Annotated in this window: 17 protein-coding genes; 15 read left to right on the top strand and 2 right to left on the bottom strand. The window is 44.0% G+C overall.

Annotated features, from left to right (window positions below):
- The first annotated feature begins 107 nt into the window (after positions 1 to 107).
- The 15 genes from RIF36_RS27940 to RIF36_RS28010 all read left to right on the top strand — a co-directional run bounded on the left by RIF36_RS27940 (position 108) and on the right by RIF36_RS28010 (position 19,632).
- Positions 108 to 461, top strand: coding sequence for a carboxymuconolactone decarboxylase family protein (locus RIF36_RS27940; RefSeq protein ID WP_350072495.1), 354 nt, complete (start codon positions 108 to 110; stop codon positions 459 to 461).
- On the top strand, positions 454 to 807 hold the full coding sequence (locus RIF36_RS27945; RefSeq protein ID WP_350072493.1) for a hypothetical protein: 354 nt from the start codon (positions 454 to 456) through the stop codon (positions 805 to 807). Before RIF36_RS27940 ends, RIF36_RS27945 begins: the two co-directional genes overlap by 8 nt.
- Positions 807 to 1,571: an exodeoxyribonuclease III gene (locus tag RIF36_RS27950; protein WP_350072491.1), complete on the top strand. Its 765-nt coding sequence runs from the start codon at positions 807 to 809 to the stop codon at positions 1,569 to 1,571. The genes RIF36_RS27945 and RIF36_RS27950 overlap by 1 nt, the downstream gene beginning before the upstream one ends.
- Positions 1,572 to 1,713: 142 nt before the next feature.
- Positions 1,714 to 5,013 carry a DUF4175 family protein gene (locus RIF36_RS27955; RefSeq protein WP_350149717.1) on the top strand — a complete coding sequence of 1,100 codons (3,300 nt, stop codon included), beginning with the start codon at positions 1,714 to 1,716 and terminating at the stop codon, positions 5,011 to 5,013.
- Positions 5,014 to 5,024: 11 nt separating this feature from the next.
- A complete protein-coding gene (locus RIF36_RS27960) occupies positions 5,025 to 5,426 on the top strand; it encodes an ATP-binding protein (RefSeq protein WP_152001417.1) in 402 nt (133 codons plus the stop codon).
- A 1-nt stretch (position 5,427) separates the two neighbouring features.
- Positions 5,428 to 5,853: an rRNA maturation RNase YbeY gene (ybeY, locus tag RIF36_RS27965; protein WP_152001418.1), complete on the top strand. Its 426-nt coding sequence runs from the start codon at positions 5,428 to 5,430 to the stop codon at positions 5,851 to 5,853.
- 83 nt (positions 5,854 to 5,936) lie between these two features.
- Positions 5,937 to 7,802, top strand: a complete 1,866-nt coding sequence (mnmG, locus tag RIF36_RS27970; protein WP_350072487.1) for a tRNA uridine-5-carboxymethylaminomethyl(34) synthesis enzyme MnmG — start codon at positions 5,937 to 5,939, stop codon at positions 7,800 to 7,802.
- Between the two features lie 222 nt (positions 7,803 to 8,024).
- The gene (locus RIF36_RS27975) at positions 8,025 to 8,690 is read left to right on the top strand and encodes a class I SAM-dependent methyltransferase (RefSeq protein ID WP_350072486.1); all 666 of its coding nucleotides are present in this window, start codon (positions 8,025 to 8,027) and stop codon (positions 8,688 to 8,690) included.
- Positions 8,687 to 10,429, top strand: coding sequence for an Ig-like domain-containing domain (locus tag RIF36_RS27980; RefSeq protein WP_350121936.1), 1,743 nt, complete (start codon positions 8,687 to 8,689; stop codon positions 10,427 to 10,429). Before RIF36_RS27975 ends, RIF36_RS27980 begins: the two co-directional genes overlap by 4 nt.
- A gap of 358 nt (positions 10,430 to 10,787) precedes the next feature.
- Positions 10,788 to 12,605, top strand: a complete 1,818-nt coding sequence (locus tag RIF36_RS27985; protein WP_350121935.1) for a tetratricopeptide repeat protein — start codon at positions 10,788 to 10,790, stop codon at positions 12,603 to 12,605.
- A gap of 95 nt (positions 12,606 to 12,700) precedes the next feature.
- Positions 12,701 to 13,177 carry a MarR family winged helix-turn-helix transcriptional regulator gene (locus tag RIF36_RS27990; protein WP_350096954.1) on the top strand — a complete coding sequence of 159 codons (477 nt, stop codon included), beginning with the start codon at positions 12,701 to 12,703 and terminating at the stop codon, positions 13,175 to 13,177.
- Positions 13,161 to 15,563, top strand: a complete 2,403-nt coding sequence (locus RIF36_RS27995) for a 3-hydroxyacyl-CoA dehydrogenase/enoyl-CoA hydratase family protein (protein ID WP_350121933.1) — start codon at positions 13,161 to 13,163, stop codon at positions 15,561 to 15,563. The genes RIF36_RS27990 and RIF36_RS27995 overlap by 17 nt, the downstream gene beginning before the upstream one ends.
- Before the next feature lie 30 nt (positions 15,564 to 15,593).
- Positions 15,594 to 16,769, top strand: a complete 1,176-nt coding sequence (locus RIF36_RS28000; RefSeq protein WP_350121931.1) for an acetyl-CoA C-acyltransferase — start codon at positions 15,594 to 15,596, stop codon at positions 16,767 to 16,769.
- Positions 16,770 to 16,919: 150 nt separating this feature from the next.
- Positions 16,920 to 18,578, top strand: a complete 1,659-nt coding sequence (locus RIF36_RS28005) for a PAS domain S-box protein (protein ID WP_350121929.1) — start codon at positions 16,920 to 16,922, stop codon at positions 18,576 to 18,578.
- A complete protein-coding gene (locus RIF36_RS28010; protein WP_350121927.1) occupies positions 18,571 to 19,632 on the top strand; it encodes a response regulator in 1,062 nt (353 codons plus the stop codon). Before RIF36_RS28005 ends, RIF36_RS28010 begins: the two co-directional genes overlap by 8 nt.
- A gap of 22 nt (positions 19,633 to 19,654) precedes the next feature.
- On the opposite strand, the gene RIF36_RS28015 is transcribed toward RIF36_RS28010, so the two are convergent.
- Both RIF36_RS28015 and RIF36_RS28020 read right to left on the bottom strand, forming a co-directional pair.
- Positions 19,655 to 20,026 carry a YccF domain-containing protein gene (locus tag RIF36_RS28015; RefSeq protein WP_152001430.1) on the bottom strand — a complete coding sequence of 124 codons (372 nt, stop codon included), beginning with the start codon at positions 20,024 to 20,026 and terminating at the stop codon, positions 19,655 to 19,657.
- Between the two features lie 306 nt (positions 20,027 to 20,332).
- Complete coding sequence (locus RIF36_RS28020; RefSeq protein WP_350121925.1) at positions 20,333 to 20,908, bottom strand: RidA family protein; 576 nt, start codon at positions 20,906 to 20,908, stop codon at positions 20,333 to 20,335.
- Positions 20,909 to 20,923 lie beyond the last annotated feature (15 nt).

Here is a 20,923-nt window from a genome sequence, read left to right on the forward strand (position 1 = left end):
TAAAATATAGAAAAAAAAGTGCTCGCAAACACAACCTGTATTCCCCGTTTTCAAAAATACCCGGAGCACAATTGTGACTCCTTCGTAAACGCAGACAGATAGAACGTATGAGTAAAGTAGACGAATTCAATAACTACAGAGAAAAGATGAATGAGCGCATTCTTTCTTCTGATAACAAGCTTGTTAAAAGAATCTTTAATCTGGACACCAATGCCTTTAGCGAAGGGGCCATTGATGTAAAAAATAAAGAAATGCTGGGGCTTGCTTGTTCCATGGTGCTCAGGTGCGATGACTGTGTGCGCTATCATTTGGGCAAATGTTACGAACTTGATTGCTCCGATAAGGAGATGGACGAGGTGTTCGGCATAGCCACACTTATTGGGGGCACGATAGTAATTCCACACCTTAGAAGGGCCGTAGAATTTTGGGACGAATTAAAACAAACACCGCAAAATGTTTAAGAAAGACCTGGACCTCGAGAGGGAGTGGCAGGCGCTACTTGGCAAACTAGAAAAAATGATTGGCAAAAAACCGGCTGACCTCAACGCCGTACTTTTTCTGATAGGTGTACAAGAACTGGGCAAGGGGCGAAGGACTTTTACCAAAGAGCAAAAGCAGGACTTAATGCACATTGCTATCTGCAAAGTACTGAGTTTCTCTGGCTTCTACGCCCTGGAGGGCATAGACGAGGACGGCTGGCCTCACTGGAAGATGATGAAAAAATTGCCACATTTTGACACTACAGAACAAGAAAAGCTACTAAAAATTCATGTTATTGAGTATTTTGAAAAAGAAAGTATATTATAATGACAGGAATTATATCATATAATGTAAACGGAATTCGGTCGGCTGTTTCCAAAGGAATAACGCAGTGGCTAAAGGAGAAAGATCCGCAAATCGTTTGTTTTCAGGAACTTAAGGCCCACAAAGAGCAAATTCCCGTTTCGTTGTTCGAGAACCTCGGCTACCACTGCTACTGGTTTCCCGCAGTGAAAAAAGGCTATAGTGGTGTTGCCATTCTGTCAAAAATTAAACCCAAACATGTGGAGTACGGATCCGGCATTGATCAGTCGGACTATGAGGGTCGGGTGATCAGGGCAGATTTCCAGGACTACTCTATCATGAGTGTTTATATCCCTTCGGGTTCTTCCGGTGACGAGCGACAGGACTACAAAATGCAATGGTTGGGTGAGTTTACTGACTACATAAAAAAAGTAAAGGCCGACCATCCTAAACTCATTATTTCGGGGGACTATAATATTTGCCACAAGCCGATCGATATCCACGACCCTGTGTCCAACAAAAAGAGTTCTGGCTTTTTGCCGGAGGAACGTGAGTGGCTTACCGAATTCATAGACACCGGCTTTGTGGACTCTTTCCGTCAATTCAACGCAGCACCTCACCAGTATAGCTGGTGGACCTTCAGAGCCAATGCCAGAGCAAACAACAAGGGATGGCGGATTGATTACCACCTCGCCACTCAGGAGATGGCAGCAGACTTGGTACACGCCGAAATTTTGCCACAAGTGGTTCATTCTGACCATTGCCCCGTTGGACTTAGCATCAAATAACGGTTTTTTAGCTGCTTTCGACAGCGAAAGCAAGTCTATTCAAACAATTTTCCGTTTTTAACTACATTCTTTTCACGATATTCGTTATAACTAGTATCATACCCTTTGCGAATTGCAAATGGATGAAAAGAAGGAGGCCAAAATGAATACAGGAATTGACGCCGTCAAGAGGCAACTTCATGATTACAAAAAGAAATACTATACCGACAAGCTGGTTAAAGGTGTTCTCTACTTCCTTCTTGTAGGCCTTTGCCTTTTCTTGACGTTTACCGTATTAGAGTTCAATTTTCGCTTCGGCACGTGGATCAGGGGCTTTTTGTTGTTTTCTTTTGTCATTCTCACTTCTGGCATACTCCTGATTCGGATTATAAAGCCTCTGTGGGAGATTTACTCCGGAGGCAAAAACCTTGATGACGCCGAGGCAGCCCGTCAGATCGGGCGGTTTTTTCCCGAAGTGAAAGACAAACTTCTGAATGTACTGCAGCTCCAAAAAATTACCAATCAGGATGAAAGTCTTCTTTTAGCCAGCATAGACCAAAAAAGCCAGGAGCTCTCAACGATAAAGTTTGTCAATGCGATAAGAATTAATGCCAACCTTAGCTTTCTAAGGTATTTAGCCATTCCTGTAGGTATCACACTAATATTGCTTCTGCTGATTCCTCAGCTATTTACGGAAAGTGCCGCCCGGATCATTCAATACAATAAGACCTTTACCCCACCGCCACCGTTTACATTCAATCTCTTGAATGAGTCCCTGGACGGGTTTCGCAATGAGGATTTTCAATTGAAAATGAGCATTGAAGGAGATAACATCCCCGAAAATGTGTACCTGGAAAATAATGGCCGTCGAATCAAGTTAAACGAAAACGACGAAGGACTCTTTGAGTTTACCTTTCCGAAAATGCTTGTAAAGACCAACTTTAGGTTCGAAGCGGCAGGGTACTCAAGTGCTGAATATCAGATTACGCTACACAATCGGCCTCTTCTTAAAAACTTCAACGTCTTCCTTGACTTCCCTTCTTACACCGGCAAACAAGATGTTCTTTTGGAAAACATAGGCAATGTGGAAGTACCTGAGGGAAGCCAGATCAACTGGCAGTTCAGCACCACAGAAGCCGACAGCTTATGGCTAAAATTTGACAAAGACCAGGAGCCTGTAAAATCACAAATATCTGACAATCAGCTATTTGATGTAGAAAAGACGTTTTTCAACCCACAATACTATGAAGTACAGCTAGCCAACAAATTCAGCAAAAATAAAGACAGAATCAGGTACCGAATTGAAGTAATAAAAGACAAGGCACCTGAAATTCACGCAGAAATCTTCCAGGACACCACTCTTTTCAGCTTCATTGTGCTGGGCGGGTCGGTGAGCGACGACTATGGCCTTACCAAGCTAGCCATTAAGTACCAAACTCAGAATGCTAAGGAAGAATCACTATTCAGCACGCTTCCACTTCCTCTCGACAAAAAGCAGTCTTCTCAGGGTTTTTATTACCAGTGGCGCATCGACAGCATGAACCTCAAGGAAGGAGAGACGCTTGCCTACTACATAGAAGTAACTGACAATGATGAGGTTAATGGGCATAAATCGACACGCACAGGCCTCTATTACATGAAGGTGCCGACGAAAAAAGAGTTAAAAGAGTCGTTGGCAAAGGAAGCTCAGGGTGCCGAAAAACAGATTGACAAGAGCCTCGACCAGGCGAAAGAAATTCAGGATCAGATAAAGGAAATAGAGAATCGCCTGAAGACCAAGAAAAAGATGGACTGGCAGGACGAGAAGCTGATACAAGACCTGCTGGAAAAAAAAGAGGAGCTGAGCGAAAACATAGAAAAGCTAAAGAACCAGAACAAAGATTTGAATGAGCGTAGAGAACGCTTTTCAGAAAGCAGCCCCAAGCTAAAAGACCAAATGGAGAAGCTCCAGTCGCTCATGGATGAACTGCTTGATGATGAAACTAAAAAACTCTACGACGAACTGAAAAAACTGCTGGAGGAAAAGTCGCAGCTTGGCGAGGTTCAAAAAATGATGAACCAGATAGAAAACAAGGAAGAAAACCTTGAAAAAGAGCTCGAAAGAGCCCTGGAGCTTTTCAACAAGATGAAATTTGACTTTAAGCTTGAGGAAATAGTTCAGGACTTGGAAGAAACAAGCAACAAGCAGGAGGAATTAAGCGAGAAGACTGAAGATGCGGACAACTCTAAAGAAGACCTCATTAAGGAGCAGGAAGAAATCAAAGAAGAGTTTCAGGAGCTTCAAAAAGACATGGAAGAGTTAAACGAGCTCAACCAGGAGCTCAACAACCCTGAAAGCATGCCGGATTTCAGTGAAGAGAAAGAAGAAGTGGAGAAGAACCAGGAGGAGTCTATTTCTAATCTGGAAGAGCAGAAGAGGAAGAAGGCGTCTGACAACCAAAAGAAAAGTGCTCAGCAAATGAAGCAGATGGGTGAAAAGATGCAACAAATGCAAAGCAACATGGAGATGGAAATGCTTGAGGAAAACCTCGACAACCTCAGAGACATAGTAGACAACCTCGTTAAGCTCTCATTCAGCCAGGAAACGCTTATGAACAACTTCAAAGAAGTAAATCAGAGTGATCCGAGGTTTCTTGAATTGTCTCAGGAGCAATTAAAGATAAAGGACGATGCCATTATCGTTAAAGACAGCCTCCTTGCACTGGCCAACAGAGTTTTTCAAATTGCCTCCTTTGTAACAAGAGAGGTGAGTGCGCTCAATGAATACATGGATCAAAGCCTTGATGCGCTTAAAGACCGGAACAAATCTCTGGCGATCAGCAAGCAGCAATTCTCTATGACATCGATGAACAACCTCGCTTTATTGCTCGACGACGTACTTCAGCAAATGCAACAACAAATGGCTGACGCTATGGGCTCACCTCAGAAAGGCAAAAAAGGGCAAAAGAAAAACATGCCGGGCCTGAGCGACCTTCAGAGTGAACTCAGCAAGAAAATTAACGATCTCAAAAAAAGCGGAAAAACAGGCAGACAACTATCAGAAGAATTGGCTAAACTTGCTGCCGAGCAAGAAATGATTAGAAGAGAGCTCGAAGCCATGCAACAGAAGATGGGTGGCGACAAAGAAGGTGGGCCGGGCGGCCTGGAAGATGCTATCAAAAAGATGGAACAAACCGAAAGAGATCTTGTTAACAAACGACTGGCCAACATTAGCCAGGAGAGGCAAGAAGACATCGTAACACGGCTTTTAGAAGCAGAAAACTCTGAAAGAGAAAGAGAACTTAGCAAGGAGAGGGAAGGAGAGGCCGCAAAAGATTTCGAAAGAAAGATACCGGCAGCTTTTGAGGAGTATAAGCAGCTAAAAGAAAAGGAAATTGAATTGCTTAAAACTGTTCCTCCTAAATTGAACCCTTATTACAAAAAAGAGGTAAATGAGTACTTTAAACGTATTGGCAGCAATTAACCCGCTTAGAAATGGATAATATCAAAATCGAGATTCCTTCTCTTCCTGAGAATATTAGAATCGTTGAGAGTTTTATCGACAACGCTAAAGAACGATTCAGTCTTGAAGATGATATCTATGGCAATATCATGATTGCTGTAACCGAAGCCGTAAACAATGCCATACTACATGGGAACGGAAAGGACGCTCACAAGAATGTGTTGCTGCAACTGTCATTACTCAATGAAAACCTTCAATTCACAGTTCAGGATGAAGGGATCGGCTTCGACTACCACCACCTGCCAGATCCCACTGCGCCAGAAAACCTCGAGAAGCCCGGAGGGAGAGGCATCTTCCTAATGAAGAACCTGTGTGACGAAGTTAAGTTCCACGAAGGCGGCAAAAAGGTAGACCTGATCTTTTACCTGGGCTAGGATGAAAATCACCTTCTTTAGTGAAGAGATAACTTTCAAACTAGCTTCTCCCAACAAAGTTCGTTCCTGGATTAAAGAAGTGATACGCTTGGAGAAGCATACCCTTGCAGAGGTTTCCTATGTATTCTGCTCCGACGACTACTTGCACAATATGAACGTGCAGTATCTCAATCACGATACACTTACTGACATCATTACTTTTGATAACTCAGAGGAAGAAGAACAGATCGAAGGTGATATATTCATCAGCATTGACCGTGTCAAAGAAAACGCCGCCCGACTAAATCTTCCTTTTGAGAACGAACTACATCGAGTTATGATCCATGGCATTCTTCATTTGTGTGGTTACAAAGACAAGGCAAGTTCAGAAAGGGAGCTTATGAGAAAAAAAGAAGATGCTTGTTTATCTTTGCTCCCGGATCAATAATGTTCCACGTGGAACATTCTTTCTTCTCACTCTGTTGCTAACACTAACAATACCTAGACGTTCCACGTGGAACATCAAAATATATGTTTCCTAAATACGATGTAATAGTAGTAGGGGCTGGACATGCTGGCTGTGAAGCCGCACATGCTGCAGCCACCATGGGTTCCAAAGTGCTGCTTGTGACTATGAACATGGGCACTATTGCACAGATGTCGTGCAACCCTGCGATGGGTGGCGTAGCCAAAGGACAAATAGTGCGTGAAATAGATGCCCTGGGTGGCATGTCGGGTATTATCACCGACAAGACCATGATCCAGTTCAGGATGCTCAACAAGTCGAAAGGACCCGCAATGTGGAGCCCACGAGCTCAAAGCGACAGAATGAGATTCGCAGAGGAATGGCGGTTAACGTTAGAGCGCAATCCAAACGTAGACTTTTGGCAAGAGATGGTGGTCGGGTTGCTTGTCAAAGACGGAAAAGCTGTTGGCGTTAAAACAAGCCTCGGAATAGAAATCGAATCAGGCGCTGTTGTCCTTACAAACGGGACCTTCCTCAACGGCGTCATCCACATAGGAGAAAAGAAGTTTGGAGGGGGCCGCACTGGCGAGCATGCGGCAAAGGGCATCACCGAGCAGCTTCAAACACTTGGTTTTGAGTCCGGCAGAATGAAAACTGGCACGCCACCCCGAGTTGATGGCCGCAGCCTCAACTACGACGCCATGGAGGAACAAAAGGGAGATGCCGAACCTGGCAAGTTTTCGTATAGCGAAGAAACCACTCCCTTAGCAACACAAGCCAGCTGCTATATCACCTACACCAACCCGGAAGTACACAGTATACTTGAGACTGGCTTTGAGAAGTCACCCATGTTCGCCGGACGGATAAAGGGTATTGGGCCACGCTATTGCCCTTCAATAGAAGACAAGATCAACCGCTTTTCTGAGAGAGACCGGCACCAGATATTTGTTGAGCCAGAGGGCTGGAACACCGTTGAGGTATATGTCAATGGCTTTTCCACCTCGCTACCAGAAGACGTACAAATAAAGGCACTAAGGAAAATACCCGGCTTTGAGAAGGCCAGAATGTTCAGGCCTGGCTATGCCATCGAATACGACTACTTTCCACCTACACAACTCAATCTTACCTTAGAAACAAAGCTCATCCAGCATCTGTACTTTGCCGGACAAATCAACGGCACCACTGGCTACGAAGAGGCGGCATCGCAGGGGCTTATGGCGGGTATTAACGCCCACCTCAAAAACAACGAGAAACATCCCCTGATACTCACCAGGTCTGAAGCATATATTGGTGTACTCATTGACGACCTTATCAATAAAGGCACCGAAGAACCATACAGAATGTTTACCTCACGTGCGGAGTTTCGAATACTTCTGAGACAAGACAATGCCGACATAAGACTAACCGAAAAAGGCCATGGCATAGGTTTGGCGTCCGCCCAACGACTCGCAGCAACCAGGGACAAAATTGCTCAGAGCAATCAAATACATGCCGTTCTGAAACAACTCAAATACACCCCAGAAGAAATCAACGAAGAGCTCACAACGATAGATACCGCTACGATAAAGGAAAAAACATCCGCTTACACACTTTTAAAGCGGCCACAAATTAGCCTTTCTGAACTGCTCAAATTGCATAGCAAAACCGCCGATGCGTTAAAGCCATATACAAAAGAAGCCATAGAGCAGAGCGAGATAGAAATCAAATACGAAACCTATATCGTGAAAGAGAAAGAGCTAGCCGATAAAGTTCACTTACTGGAAAACCACAGGATAGATCCACTCTTTGACTACTACAAAATAACAGCCCTCTCTTCGGAGGCACGTGAAAAACTACTAAAAATAAAACCACACACGTTAGGGCAGGCTTCCAGAATAAGCGGCGTTAACCCAGCAGATATCTCAATACTAATGGTATACATGGGGAGGTAATTGGACATGTACGAACGAATAGACGAGTGCCCCATTTGCTCAAACACCGATTTAAGAAACAGCCTTATCTGCAAAGATCATCTTGTTTCTCGACAGAGTTTTGCTATCTCTACATGCACTTCGTGTGGCCTGCTAATAACCAACCCACGACCCAACAAAGAAACCATCTCTCAGTTCTACGACTCAAGTAACTACCTATCGCATAACAGTGACGGTAGCCTAATGAGTAGACTCTATTCATTAGCTCAACGTTATACGTTGTGGTACAAATTCCGATTGATCAAAAAACTAGCAAAACCTGGCAGCAGACTTCTGGATTACGGCTGTGGTGTTGGCCAGTTTATGCAATACATGGAATCAAACAAATACCAGGTCCGGGGAGTAGAGCCATCGGAGGTAGGTCTTTCCAAAGCGATGAGTAAACAGCTATCAGTCTACCGAAACCTGGCATCGGTTAAAGAGGCAGAAGCAAAATTTGAAGTAATCACTTTGTGGCACGTTCTTGAGCATGTGCATGAACTCAACGTCACAATAAAACAGCTAAAAAAGCTGTTGAGCAAAAGCGGGTATTTGGTTGTAGCGGTTCCAAACACCAAGAGCTGGGATGCACAACACTATAAAGAACACTGGGCTGCTTACGATGTACCTCGTCATCTATTTCATTTCGATGATGAAAATATCAAAATGCTGCTAAAATCAAACAGACTTTCTTTCGTTAAAAAAGCACCGTTATATCTTGATTCCTTCTATATCAGCCTATTATCAGAAACGCACGTCAACAGCAGCAATAAAATCATCAAGTCCATCATAAATGGTTGTAAATCAAATATTTACGGAGCCAGGACAAGTCAATACAGCAGTATGATCTACATTTTCCAAAAGAAATGAAAAATATACTTCTTTCAGCTTTTCTTGCTGCATATGCATTTGTCCTTTACACCTCATGTGCCAGCCAACAACCCGTAACCGGAGGAGCAAAAGACACTATTCCTCCCACTCTTCTGGAATCGTATCCTATTAACAAGTCTCTCAACTTTAAAGATCAGAAAATTACCCTGGTCTTTGATGAGTTCATTAAGGAAGACCAAATCAAAACTAAACTTATCATTACCCCGGATGATCAAAACAAATTTGATGTACTCATAAAAAAAACAAGCATAACACTAGAGTTCGAAAACCCATTTGCTGACAGCACCACCTACACGTTAAATTTTAACAGCACTATTTCAGACATCACCGAAAACAACGATGCGGAAAATATCATACTGGCATTTAGCACCACCACCTACATCGACTCGTTGTCAATCACCGGTAGCATAATCGATCTGATGACCCAGGAACCTCTGAAAGAAATAACCGTGGCACTCTACCAAGCGAAAGACACAACGGACATATTTAACAAACGACCTCTTTACTTTGCAAAAACAGCAGAGGACGGAACCTATTCCATAGAGAATCTTAAAAACGGGAGTTACAGGATTTATGCCTTTCAGGACAAGAACAAAAACAACTTATGTGAATCGAATGATGAGCCGCATGGATTCATTGCAGACACACTGGCCCTAACACAAAATATTGACTCCCTTGTCATCCCCATTATCCGGAACGATGTAAGGCCGCTCGCCCAGCTCAACTCCCGCACTTCGGGAATCCACTTCGAAAGCCGCTACAATAAACCACTTAAAGATTTCAGTGTGCAAATTCTGGATTCATTGAAACTTCCCAACTGGACAATTGAAGCCAACCTTACAACAGACGGCAGAGGCATAATATTCTATCCAGTCTCCAACCCAAAAAAAGACAGCCTACAGATAGCCATCACCTCCATAGACAGTACCTACAATCAAACCATAGACACCGCCTACTTAAAGTTTACGTCAAGTAAGCGAACCATACCGCCATTCACATTCACCACCGTTCCTGCAAAAGACGAACAGATACTTGAGAAAACAACCTTTACTTTATCGTTTACTAAGCCGGTGGCAACACACTACATCGCCGACTCGATGAGAGTTTCTATAGACACCCTTGTTCAGCACCCGATCAGGGTAGACACCATCATATGGAACAGTCACAAAACCAGAGCAACCGTCAACACGCAAATTGACAAGAAAATAGTACTCAACGCAAAACTTCGTTACGAGCACCTAACTGACTCCTTAAAATCCGATACGTCATCGATCGACTTTAAGCGCTACAACAAAATCAAAAACTTACTGGATAAAGTAGAAGATAACTACACCCGAGTTAAACTGCCAAAAGGAACCTTTTTTTCAGTAGATGGCGACACTTCATACACAGAAAACATACCACTGAGGTTTATAAACAGCGAGGAAAGAGGAATAATAAGAGGCAATATTATCACGGATCAAACCCACTACACTCTTCAACTCGTAACCAACAAATACAAAGTAGTTTTCTCACAACCAGGCACGCCCAGTTTCGAATTCAAGAATGTCCCTCCGGGCGACTACACCTTCAGAGTCCTAATCGATGATAATAAAGACGGCGTATGGTCAACCGGAAACAGCCTTAAACGAATAGAGCCTGAGAGTGTGTACATATATCCCGAATTCTTCAACGTTAGGCAAAACTGGACACAGGAAAATATTGAGCTTACCTTCTAGTGGAAAACTCAGCTTAGCCTGTGTTTAACTGCCCAAGTTCTCCACAACCAGAACCAAGTCGAGCGCAACAATCAAGGCCATTTTCAAACAAGCAGCTTTGTACACATTTCAGTTACCGGTTACCAACACAGTCACGGAAAAAAGATACCCACACAACCAAACCCCCACCTATCAACAAACTCACTCCATTTGCTAATCACATCCGTTTCAATGTTAACATATTGTTTGAAACTCCAGTTGAATCAACAATTACCCTATGCTAATTTTCTTATCCACAAATCCACAGACTTAATAATACTCTTCAATTAATCTTTTAAAAAATTAGTTATATATATTAGAAAACAGAAAATGTGGATAAATGACTAAACGACTGATAATAATAGCCATACTGACCCTCGTTGCGCCGGCTTTAATTTTTGCCCAGGACAACGCTAAAATAGATCTGGCCAATCAATATTTGGGCCAGGGCGATGTTGATAAGGCCCTTGATCTTTATAAAGACCTGGTGAAGGATTTCAGAAATATCCCTTTTGTTCATAATAATTACCTGGCGCTCCTGATCAACCTTGAAAACTACAAGGAAGCAGAAGACTACGTAGAGAAACAAATTAAGCGGGATGAGGGCAACTTAATCTATAAGATTGACCTGGGCATGGTGTATCAGGCGGCCGGGAAGACCGATAAAGCCAATAGCCAATTTGAGTCGGTGATAGCAGGCATAAAAGGGGATAACTACAAGCTTCGGATTACAGCCCAAACTTTTATCTCGAAGCAACTCAGAGAGTATGCTCTCAAAACTTACCTGGCAGGAAGGCAATCGTCTGGCAATCAGTATGCTTATTCGATTGAGTTGGCAAATATCTATCGCCTGCTCAACAACAGGGAGCAAATGATGGAAGAGTATCTCAACTTTGCCATTCAAAATCCCAACAATATCAACTACGTCAGGAATATTCTGCAGAACCTCCTCACAGAACCGGAAGATTTGGAGGCGCTGGAAACTATTCTTATCCAGAAGGTGCAAAAGAGTCCTAATGATATTATTTATGGCGAGTTGCTTATCTGGACAGAACTTCAGCAGAAAAACTTTTTTGGTGCGTTTACACAAGCAAGAGCTATTGATCGCCGGGAGAAAGGCGAGGGGTCGAGAGTGCTCGAAATTGGTATTATTGCAATTGACAACGGAGCATTTGAAGATGCTGAAGATATTTTCTCATGGATTATTCAAACATATCCTTCGTCTTCCAATTATGTGCTGGCAAGAAGGATGTTGATAAAAGCCAGGGAAGGAAAAGTTAAAAACACTTATCCGGTTGACACCACCGCCATCAGAACTTTGATCGCCGATTACGATAATCTTATCAAAGATTCGGGGCTGAACAGCAACACCCTGGAAGCGCTCAGAAGCAAGGCTTTGTTATATGCTTTTTATCTCGATGAAAAGGATCAGGCAATTTCTACGCTAAAAGACATTATCAATTTTCCGAGGGCTCAGCCGCAATTGGTTTCCAGTTGCAAACTCGATCTTGGGGATATTTATCTCCTGATAGGAGAGCCGTGGGAATCAACGCTACTCTATTCGCAGGTGGAAAAAGACAGCAAAGAAAGCCTGGTTGGCTATGAAGCAAAACTCAAGAATGCGAAGCTTAATTACTATAATGGTGATTTTGAACTTGCGAAAGCCCACCTCGATATCTTGAAACTTGCGACTTCCCGGGAAATCTCAAATGACGCCATGGCCCTTAGCTTGTTGATTCAGGACAATACACTTATGGATACCACGGAGCGGGCAATGAAGAAATTTGCCGCTGTTGATTTGATGCTTTTCCAAAACAAGAAAATTGAAGCCCTACAGGGGTTTGACTCGTTGCTTAGCCAATTTCCTAACCACAGAATTACAGATGAGGTTTGGTACAAAATGGCACAAATCAATCAGGAGTTGGGGCATCCGGAAGTAGCCATTGCACTTCTTGACAAGGTACTTGCCAGCTACCCTACAGATATCCTTGGAGATGATGCGTTATTTCTAAAGGGCAAAATTATCGACAAGCAACTAGGGAACAAGCAACTTGCCATGGAAGCTTTTCAAGCACTGCTTACGACCTACCCGGGAAGTATTTACACCGCCGAGGCCCGCAAAAGATTCCGGGAGCTTCGGGGTGACCTCAATCAATAAATACACTTTTCTACATTGATCAAATGCCGGGCAAAAATAGTATGCATGCATAACAAATTTTGCTATATTTGATATACTCCCGTTATCCCTTAAGAATGAAGAGAGAAGACACCATTGACTATAATATTAAAGTAGCATGGCATAGCATTGCCAGGATGTATAACCAGGCAGGCCAAAATGATGGCATTACCACATCGATTGGATTTGTGTTGCTCAATATAGAAAGCGAACAGGGCACCCCGGCCACCAAGATAGCTCCTCTTATGGGGCTGGAAGCAAGGAGTCTCACAAGGATGCTCAAAAATATGGAAGAGCGGGAGCTCATCTACAAAATGCCTGACCCCAACGATGGCAGGTCGGTTCGGATATTTTTAACTGAAAAGGGAAAATATCAGAAGACTCTCTCAAAAAGGGTAGTTATAGCATTCAACGAAATGGTGATCGATCAGGTCGACCCTGAAAAGCTCAAGGTATTCTTTGACGTCATCACACAGATTAATCAACTCATAGAGGATAAACAACTGATCCATACTTACATTAACGAAGAGAAAATTTATGAACAGAGTTATTAAAAAGGTGGCAGTTCTTGGCTCAGGTGTAATGGGCTCAAGGATCGCATGTCACTTTGCGAACATTGGTGTTCAGGTTCTGCTTTTAGACATTGTCCCGAAAGAACTTTCGGATGATGAGAAAAAGAAAGGCTTAACAATGGAGCATCCATTTGTTCGTAACCGGATTGTAAACACCGCCCTCCAAACTGCAATTTTTTCAAAGCCAGCTCCCCTTTTTGACTCCAGGAAAGCGAGCCTGGTAAAAACAGGGAATTTTGACGACGACATGAAATCTATTGCCGAATGTGATTGGGTAATGGAGGTTGTGGTTGAAAATCTCGACATCAAGAAGAAGGTGTATGATCAGGTGGAAAAATTTCGTAAGCCTGGCACCTTAGTTACTTCCAACACGTCAGGTATTCCAATCCACCTAATGGCTGAAGGAAGAACCGAGGATTTCAGGAAACATTTTGCGGGCACACATTTTTTCAACCCGCCTCGGTATTTGAGGCTGTTGGAAATTATTCCGACCCCGGCAACCGATCAAAAAGTAGTCGACTTCCTGATGCACTATGGGGATTTGTACCTTGGTAAGGAAACTGTGCTATGCAAGGACACACCAGCATTCATCGCCAACCGAATTGGTGTCTATTCTCTGATGTCGGGTATGCATGTGGTGGAAAAAATGGGACTCACCGTTGGTGAAGTTGATAGAATGACTGGCCCGATTATCGGCCGGGCGAAATCGGCTACTTTTCGAACCATGGATGTAGTTGGCCTGGACACCACAGTTAACGTATCGAGAAATTTGTTGCAGGGTCTGCCTAAGGACGAGTCGAAGGACACGTTTAAACTGCCAAAAATTGTAGAGGAGCTTTACAACAAAAAATGGTGGGGAGATAAGACCAAACAGGGCTTCTTCAAAAAGACAGTGAGCGAAAAAGGCGAGAAGGAAATTCTCGAACTGAACCTCAAGACATTCGAATATGGGCCAAGAACAAAGGCGTCATTTAAATCGCTTGAAGAAGTAAAAGATATTGAAAGCGTAAAAGAGCGTTTGCCCAAGTTGATCAATGCGTCGGACAAAGCCGGTGAGTTTTACAGGGCAACCTTCTACGACGTGTTCAGGTATTGCTCCATGAGAATTCCGGAGATTGCTGACGAGCTTTACAAAATCGATCAGGCTGTCTGCGCTGGTTTTGCCTGGGAGCTTGGTCCTTTTGAAACATGGGATCTGGTGGGTGTAAAGGCGACTGCCGAAAAGATGAAAGCTTCTGGAATGGAAGTAGCTCCGTGGGTTCATGAAATGCTGACAGCCGGCAATGCCTCTTTCTATAAATTTGAAAAAGGCCAGAAGCTTTACTACGACATTCCGTCGAAAGCATACAAACCTATCCCTGGCAAGGAAGGGCTGATTATTCTTGATGCCTTTAAAGAAAACAAGGTAGTTTGGTCAAATGCTGGCGCAACACTTTATGACATTGGTGATGGCATTCTGGATCTTGAGTTCCATACAAAAATGAATGCTCTCGGTCAGGAAGTAATTGAGGGAATCAATTTGGCGATAGCGAAAGCAGAAGAAAACCACCGGGGCCTGGTGATTGGCAACGAGGGAGCCAACTTTTCAGCTGGCGCCAACCTGGCCATGCTGTTCATGTATGCCTCCGACCAGGAATTTGACGAAATCGACTTGATGATTCGTCAGTTTCAAACAACCATGATGCGAGCCCGCTTTTCTTCCGTGCCTGTAATCTCAGCCCCTTCGGGCATGGCGCTGGGTGGAGGCTGCGAGCTTTCACTTCATTGTGACGCTATTCAGGCACACGCCGAAACCTATATTGGGCTTGTGGAATTTGGCGTTGGCTTAATTCCGGCAGGAGGTGGCACCAAAGAAATGACCCTTCGGGCCAGCGACTCGTATGCCCCTGGCGATCCGGAGCTGAATCATTTGCAGGAATATTTTATGACCATCGCTACAGCCAAAGTGGCCACCTCGGCACACGAAGGCAAGGCATTGGGTTATATCAAACCGTCGGACGAAATCACGCTGAACCGGGCCCGCCTTTTGGCCGACGCAAAAATGAAAGCTATCGAGCTCTCGGAAGCTGGTTATACTCAGCCTCTGGAGAGAAAGGACATCAAAGTACATGGTCAATCTTCGTTGGCTTTGTTTGAAGCAGGAATAACAGGAATGCTGTACGGACGATACATTTCAGAGCACGACGCCCTGATCGCCAGAAAGCTCGGCTACATCATGAGCGGAGGAGATCTTTCTTCTCCGACGGAAGTGTCGGAGCAATACCTGCTTGATTTGGAAAGGGAGGCGTTCCTCAGCCTGACTGGCGAGCCGAAAACGGTGGAAAGAATTCACAGCATTTTATTCAAAGGGAAACCCTTGAGGAACTAAGTTTTGTTAACCAGATAAAGTACTACAATTATGAATGCATATATAGTGGCCGGCTACAGAACGGCAGTTGGAAAGTCGAAAAAAGGGGGCTTTCGCTTTACCCGCCCCGACGACCTGGCAGCAGATGTGATCAAACACCTGGTTGCCTCGGTTCCGGGATTTGATGCCAAAAGGGTAGACGACCTTATCGTGGGAAATGCGGTACCCGAAGCCGAGCAAGGTATGCAAATGGGCAGAATGATTTCGCTGCTGGCTTTGCCGATGGAAGTACCCGGCATGATAGTGAATCGGTATTGTGGCTCAGGCCTGGAGGCGATAAGCATTGCTGCGGCAAGAATTCACGCAGGGACAGCAGAGTGTATTATTGCGGGGGGTACCGAATCGATGTCGATGGTGCCAATGATGGGGTATAAAACCGCACTCAACTGGAAAATAGCCCACGAAAACCCAGACTATTATATCAGCATGGGCTTAACAGCCGAGGAAGTATCAAAAGACTACAACATCAGCCGGGAAGACGCCGACGAATTTTCTTATCACTCTCATCAGAAAGCCATCAAGGCAATAAAGGACGGAAAATTCAAAGACGAGATAGTTCCGATTAATGTTCACGAGACATATGTGGACAAGGACGGCAAGAAAAAAACGAGAAGCTTTGTGGTTGATACCGACGAAGGGCCAAGAGAAGATACCAGCCTGGAGGTTCTCGCAAAACTAAAACCTGTCTTTAGAGTTGGCGGAAAGGTTACTGCAGGTAACTCTTCGCAAACCTCTGATGGAGCAGCTTTCGTGATGGTGATGTCAGAAAAAATGGTGCAGGAATACAACCTGAAACCTATCGCCAGAATGCTGGCGTATACAGCAGCCGGTGTGGAACCAAGAATCATGGGGATTGGGCCAGTGGCCGCAGTGCCAAAGGCACTGAAACAAGCTGGCCTGAAAATGGCAGACATTGACTTGATTGAATTGAATGAGGCATTTGCCGCTCAAGCATTGGCTGTTGCCAAAAACCTGGATTTCGACATGTCGAAATTAAATGTGAATGGTGGAGCCGTAGCACTTGGTCATCCACTTGGCTGCACAGGGGCAAAGCTGTCGGTTCAGATTTTCAATGAATTGAGAAGGCAGAAGAAAAAGTACGGTATGGTTACCGCATGCGTAGGCGGAGGACAGGGCGTAGCTGGTATTTTCGAGCTGCTTAATTAACCAAACAGCAATAACGATAAGCTAAAGGCATCGGGATTAACTTTCGATGCTTTTTTATTTCATGCACTTGTGGCCTCGTGGCCGAGCATGTCTGCGCAAATCATTTTATATTTACCAGAGACAGCGTTTTTCACACACGAACCGTTTTCAATGTTAAATTACTCCAAAGGAGAATCCGAGGCCCGGCTTAGTGCTGTTTTCGATCATGCGATAGACGGGATCATAACGATAGATGAAAGAGGCCTGGTTGAGTCAATGAACCCTGCGGCCGCCCGATTGTTCGGCTATGAGCCTGTAGAGGTCTTGGGTAAGAATATTAAGATGCTCATGCCTGAGCCAGACCACTCTCAGCATGATCAGTACCTGGATAACTATCACAGAACAGGTCACAAAAAAATCATTGGTATTGGGAGAGAGGTGAAAGGGCTTAAAAAGAATGGCACTCAGTTTCCATTGTATTTGAGCATTACCGAAACTCCATTTGAAGGAAAAATGATTTTCACAGGGATCATTCACGACATTTCGGAACTTAAACTTTCGCAGAGTAAGCTGAAAGAATATTCCGAAGAGTTAGAAACGAGCAACCGGGAGCTGGAAAGAAGGGTGATAGAAAGAACAAGAGATCTTGCCCGTGCAAATGAAGGACTTTCCTATTCCAATGAATCACTTCAAAAGGAGATTGAAGAAAGACGCCAGGTGGAAAGGGCGTTGAGAGAGAGCCAGAAGCTATACAAAACAATTGCCAAGAATTTTCCAGACGGGATTTTATGTGTGCTTGACAAAAGCCTAAAATATCTTCTCATAGACGGAATGGAAAATGAACCTGCAATGGGTCAGAAGGAAGATTGGGTTGGTTCTTATGCTACCTCTATGAATTTCATAGACCAAAAGGACGAATTTATCAAAGGACTGAAGCAGGCCCTTACAGGTCTGCCTCTCGACATGGAAATGACAGTATCGGACGGAGCCAGGGAATACCAGGTAAACGCTGTGCCTCTCTACGATGATGATGACAAGATTGTGAACCTGCTTGTTGTCTGTAAAAATATAACGGAAAGGAAAAAGGCAGAAAAAGAGATACTTAATGCGCTGAACAAGGAAAAAGAGCTCAATGAGTTGAAAAGCCGCTTTGTCACCACGGCTTCGCATGAATTTCGCACGCCACTCAGTACAATCCTCTCGTCGGCATCGCTTATTGGCCGATATGTTGGCGAAACCGAAGTTGCTGACAAAATAGAGAAACATGTGATGAGGATTAAATCGTCCGTTAACAACCTGACCTATATTCTCAACGATTTTCTTTCTCTTGGTAAGTTGGAAGAGGGTAAAACTACTTTTCACCCAACGATCTTTGATTTTGAAGAATTTATTGAGGAAACAATTTCTCAAATCGGTCCTACACTAAAGAAGGATCAGAAGATTGTCGTTGATCCTTCTTCTCCAGTCGTAGGAAACGTATATGCTGACGAGCAGATGATCAAAAACGTGCTAATCAACCTTCTTAACAATGCATCAAAATATTCTGATGAGGGAAAGAGTATCCGGCTTAGTTTAACAGCGAAAAAAAACCAACTTGTCTTCAAGGTCAAAGATGATGGTATTGGTATACCGGCAAAAGATCAGCAGCACCTTTTCGACAGATTTTTCAGGGCCAACAATGCCATCAACATACAGGGAACAGGCTTGGGGCTCAATATTGTCAAGAAATATATTGAACTAATGAACGGACATATTGAATTTAGCAGTGAAGAAAACAAAGGCACCGAATTCAAGGTGTCGATACCAATAACACAACCTAGCCATGACTAAAGTATTGCTGATAGAGGACAATATGGAAATGCGGGAGAATACCGCTGAAATTCTCGAGCTTTCTGATTACGAAGTGATAACAGCAGCGAATGGCAAGGAGGGTATTGAGAAGGCCAAGAAGGAATTGCCGCATCTGATTATTTGTGATATCATGATGCCTGAGCTGGACGGTTATGGCGTGCTACGTGTTTTAGGCAAATTGCCTGAAACGGCCGGCATCCCGTTTATATTTCTTACCGCAAAATCTGAAAAAGAAGACTTCAGAAAAGGAATGAGTATGGGTGCCGACGACTATCTGACCAAGCCTTTTGACGATGTGGAGTTGCTGGATATCATAGAACTACGGCTTCGCAAAAACCAGATTGCCAGAAAGGAGTATTCCAATGATGTGGATGGCATTGCAGATTTTATGAATGACGCAAAGGCGTTAAATGAATTGAGCCATTTGTCGGCTGACCGCACCATCAGAAAATTTAAGAAGAAAGAAATAATCTTTTACGAAGGTAATCTTCCACACGGACTCTTTTTTGTCAATAGCGGAAAAGCTAAAACATACAAAACCAACGACGACGGCAAAGAATACATTACCGGCCTTTTTAAAGAGGGTGATTTTATCGGATACATCGATCTTTTGCAGAATTCTAACTACACTGAGTCGGCCATGGCCATGGAGGACTCGGAGATTTGCCTTATCCCAAAACAAGACTTCTACAAACTGCTGAACAGCAACCGGGATGTTTCCATCAGGTTCATCAAAATGATTTCCAACAATTTGGTGGAAATGGAGGAAAGAATCCTGAAGCTTGCCTACAACTCGGTCAGAAAAAGAGTGGCTGAGGCTCTGGTGATGCTGGAAGATAAGTTCAAAGAAAAGAATGAAGGAGAGGAGTTCAACATGAACATTCCCCGGGAGGATCTCGCCAATATTGTTGGCACTGCGCCGGAGTCGGTAATAAGAACACTCTCCGATTTCAAAGATGAAAAACTCATCGAAATAAAAGGAAGCAATATCAAGATCACCAACTCGGCTGGCTTGCGAAAAATGAGAAACTAACGATTTCTGGAATCTACAGAAGCTACCTAAGGTCTTTCCCAAATGGCGTCAATGCCAGCGAAGCTAATTTCATATGTTGCGTTGCAAAGGGAATGCCAATAATGGTAATGAACATCAGCAGCCCAAACACCAGGTGAGTAACTGCAACACAAAGACCACCGGTGAGAAGCCAAATTACATTCATGATCACAGCCAGGCAGCCAGAGTTACTTTCGGTCGTCACTACTTTTTGTCCAAAAGGACTTAGGGCTAGAATGCCAATTTTAAAACATTGAAAACCAAATGGGATGCCTACGATGGTGAGACAGAGGGCAATGCCACCGATCACGTAGCCGAAAAACAGGAAGATGCCTCCCCCAAAAATAATCCATAGCAAATTTCCGATGATGTTCATAAAGTTGGGTGTATTGAGATAAAACGGGGAACCATCTCTTCTTGTCACCAACCTGGCAACTAAAAAAAACAGCCACTTCCCAAATAGTTGTTCTTAGCTTTAATTACATCATTTGCCCAGTTCTATAGACGTAGCCGTTCACTATCGGTTGCAAAAACAAGCTCCATTGGAAGAATAAATTTTCGCCAGGCCCTATTGGCATCCAAGAATCGGCGAATGGTGTTGATGCTACTACCCCAAGCACGATAAAAAAAGAAAACCCGAAGCAACAGCACCGGGTTTCCATTTTCTTTATACGAGGTGTTTTTATTCGACCTCAACAATCATTTCCACCTCAATAGCAATGTTGTTTGGCAGTGAGCCCATCCCAACAGCGGCACGGGCATGTTTCCCTCTTTCTCCAAACACTGCCACCATCAGATCGGAGTAGCCATTGACCACCTTTGGCTGATCGGCAAAGTCAGGTGCACAGTTCACCATTCCCAACACTTTTACAATACGTTTTACTTTTCTTAAGTCGCCAAGCTCTGCTTTCAATACCGCAAGCTGGCTAATGGCTGTAAGCCTTCCAGCCTCGTAGCCTTGTTCGATAGTTAAATCAACGCCCACTTTCCCGGTGACGTAGCTGCCATCGGGTTTGGATGGGCCCTTGCCGGCAAGGAAAATTAGATTTCCAGTACGAACGGCATTTACATAGTTGGCTACCGGTGCCGAAGGAGTTGATAACTCGATGCCGAGCTCTTTTAGTTTTGCTTCCGGATCATAGTCCGAAGGACCGCTTACCTGAGCTTTCAGTGTATCGGCACCTTCCTTTGTGTTGGAGGTACCCGACGAGCAGGCAGTAATAACCCCTAGAAGTCCTACGAATAATAGCTTTTTCATATTATTTAGGTTAGT

It is taken from the genome of Imperialibacter sp., assembly GCF_040222815.1.
GTDB lineage: Bacteria > Bacteroidota > Bacteroidia > Cytophagales > Cyclobacteriaceae > Imperialibacter.

What these genes read in the sequence shown, in the direction of transcription:
- RIF36_RS27940 (WP_350072495.1), top strand. Translation starts at nt 108, where the DNA reads ATGAGTAAAGTAGACGAATTCAATAACTACAGAGAAAAGATGAATGAG.
- RIF36_RS27945 (WP_350072493.1), top strand. Translation starts at nt 454, where the DNA reads ATGTTTAAGAAAGACCTGGACCTCGAGAGGGAGTGGCAGGCGCTACTT.
- RIF36_RS27950 (WP_350072491.1), top strand. Translation starts at nt 807, where the DNA reads ATGACAGGAATTATATCATATAATGTAAACGGAATTCGGTCGGCTGTT.
- RIF36_RS27955 (WP_350149717.1), top strand. Translation starts at nt 1,714, where the DNA reads ATGAATACAGGAATTGACGCCGTCAAGAGGCAACTTCATGATTACAAA.
- RIF36_RS27960 (WP_152001417.1), top strand. Translation starts at nt 5,025, where the DNA reads ATGGATAATATCAAAATCGAGATTCCTTCTCTTCCTGAGAATATTAGA.
- ybeY (WP_152001418.1), top strand. Translation starts at nt 5,428, where the DNA reads ATGAAAATCACCTTCTTTAGTGAAGAGATAACTTTCAAACTAGCTTCT.
- mnmG (WP_350072487.1), top strand. Translation starts at nt 5,937, where the DNA reads ATGTTTCCTAAATACGATGTAATAGTAGTAGGGGCTGGACATGCTGGC.
- RIF36_RS27975 (WP_350072486.1), top strand. Translation starts at nt 8,025, where the DNA reads ATGAGTAGACTCTATTCATTAGCTCAACGTTATACGTTGTGGTACAAA.
- RIF36_RS27980 (WP_350121936.1), top strand. Translation starts at nt 8,687, where the DNA reads ATGAAAAATATACTTCTTTCAGCTTTTCTTGCTGCATATGCATTTGTC.
- RIF36_RS27985 (WP_350121935.1), top strand. Translation starts at nt 10,788, where the DNA reads ATGACTAAACGACTGATAATAATAGCCATACTGACCCTCGTTGCGCCG.
- RIF36_RS27990 (WP_350096954.1), top strand. Translation starts at nt 12,701, where the DNA reads ATGAAGAGAGAAGACACCATTGACTATAATATTAAAGTAGCATGGCAT.
- RIF36_RS27995 (WP_350121933.1), top strand. Translation starts at nt 13,161, where the DNA reads ATGAACAGAGTTATTAAAAAGGTGGCAGTTCTTGGCTCAGGTGTAATG.
- RIF36_RS28000 (WP_350121931.1), top strand. Translation starts at nt 15,594, where the DNA reads ATGAATGCATATATAGTGGCCGGCTACAGAACGGCAGTTGGAAAGTCG.
- RIF36_RS28005 (WP_350121929.1), top strand. Translation starts at nt 16,920, where the DNA reads ATGTTAAATTACTCCAAAGGAGAATCCGAGGCCCGGCTTAGTGCTGTT.
- RIF36_RS28010 (WP_350121927.1), top strand. Translation starts at nt 18,571, where the DNA reads ATGACTAAAGTATTGCTGATAGAGGACAATATGGAAATGCGGGAGAAT.
- RIF36_RS28015 (WP_152001430.1), bottom strand. Translation starts at nt 20,026, where the DNA reads ATGAACATCATCGGAAATTTGCTATGGATTATTTTTGGGGGAGGCATC.
- RIF36_RS28020 (WP_350121925.1), bottom strand. Translation starts at nt 20,908, where the DNA reads ATGAAAAAGCTATTATTCGTAGGACTTCTAGGGGTTATTACTGCCTGC.